This is a genomic window from Halomonas sp. 3A7M, from assembly GCF_014897875.1.
Taxonomy (GTDB): Bacteria; Pseudomonadota; Gammaproteobacteria; order Pseudomonadales; family Halomonadaceae; genus Vreelandella.
The window spans coordinates 1-1510 of record NZ_JABUZD010000081.1; the positions used below are offsets into that span (position 1 = coordinate 1).

1 pseudogene is annotated in these 1510 nt (G+C 49.7%); it reads right to left on the reverse strand.

Annotated elements, in window-relative coordinates:
• Positions 1-210: 210 nt before the first annotated feature.
• A pseudogene (locus INT19_RS07430) lies at positions 211-1028 on the reverse strand (IS3 family transposase); the annotation flags it as partial.
• Between the last annotated feature and the right edge of the window lie 482 nt (positions 1029-1510).

Here is a 1510-nt window from a genome sequence, read left to right on the forward strand (position 1 = left end):
AAATTTACCGGAGTGGCAGAACGCCTTGGAATGAACGCTTACGTTCCAAAATGCTTTGTTAAGTCCTGTTGGGCCTTTTGGACCCTTGTACACTATGGTGAGCACCCTTTAGATATGGTTGCGACGCATGAGCCTGAGTAGTGAGCAAGTGTTCCCATGTCGAGCACGAAGTGAGATTTTGTGTGCGTATTGAGCGGGTTCCGTAGGTAGTCCGTTGTCACAGCGAATAGAGCGCGGTTTGCCCCGCCACTCAATGATCTGCTCCAGTGACCGTATAACACGCTCTGTCGGAAGCGAGAAGTCTACTTCGATGCAAAGGCCTTCGCGGTTGAAGTCATCAATCACATTCAGCAGCCGGTATCTGCGACCATCGTTGAGCTGGTCGTGCATGAAGTCCATCGACCAACTGTCATTGATCATTTCCGGCACGGCCAATGGCTCCGGCTTTTCACGAACCAGGCGTTTCTTGGGTTTTATCCGCAGGTTCAGTTCCAGCTCCCGATAAATTCGGTAAACCCGTTTGTGATTCCAGCCAAACCCTTTGACGTTTCTCAGGTGCAAAAAGCACAGGCCGAAGCCCCAATTGCGCTGGTTATGGGTCAACCGGATTAGCCAGTCGGCGATCTCGGTATTCTCGCTGCTGAGCTTGGCCCGGTAGCGATAGCAGGTCTCGCTGATGCTGAACATCCAGCAAGCCAGTCGAATGCTGATGCGCTTCTCATTGACGGCTTTCTGCGCCATCTCACGGCGTCGAGACGGCTTCACCACTTTTTTTCGATGGCTTCCTTGAGGATGTCCGCTTTCAATCGTTCCTCAGCGTACATCTTCTTGAGCCGTCGGTTTTCATCCTCTAGCTCTTTCAACCGGGCCATCATGGACGCATCCATGCCGCCGAATTTAGCTCGCCACTTGTAGAAAGTCGCACTGCTCATGCCATGCTCACGACACAGCTCTGGAACCGGAGCGCCGCCTTCGGCTTGCTTGAGAATTGACAGTATTTGGCTGTCAGAAAAACGTGATTTTTTCATGCAGAATCTCCCTGCGTTTAGCTTACGGAAAATTCTACTTTTGAACACCCTGGTTTTTCGGGGGGGATTACCATAGCTTCATTGCATAACAGTTTATTAATGAACATGCATAGTTTTCTGGTAACAATCATTCTGACTAAACGGCCGTAATTTATTGAAACTTATAAAAACGCAGCTCGCCTGAGCGATGCGTTTTGCCAGAAAAATGCGCATCAGTATACAGCGCCTTATCATAAACAATTGTTTTACCGAAACTCACAGCATGCTGCCCCAGAAATATGAGTGCTCATATTACAACTGTCAGTAGAAAAACGCGCAGTGGTCATGGTTGGGCTAAGCTGGCTAAACTAGGTTCCGTCGTTTGGGGTAGGCGCGCCACACCCACGTGATGGAAAAAAGGCCACTTCCATCACTGAGAATCCCCTAAGGAAGATGTATCGTAAGCGCCGTTAAACCGACCCACTTGCCCTAACCGTATTGAG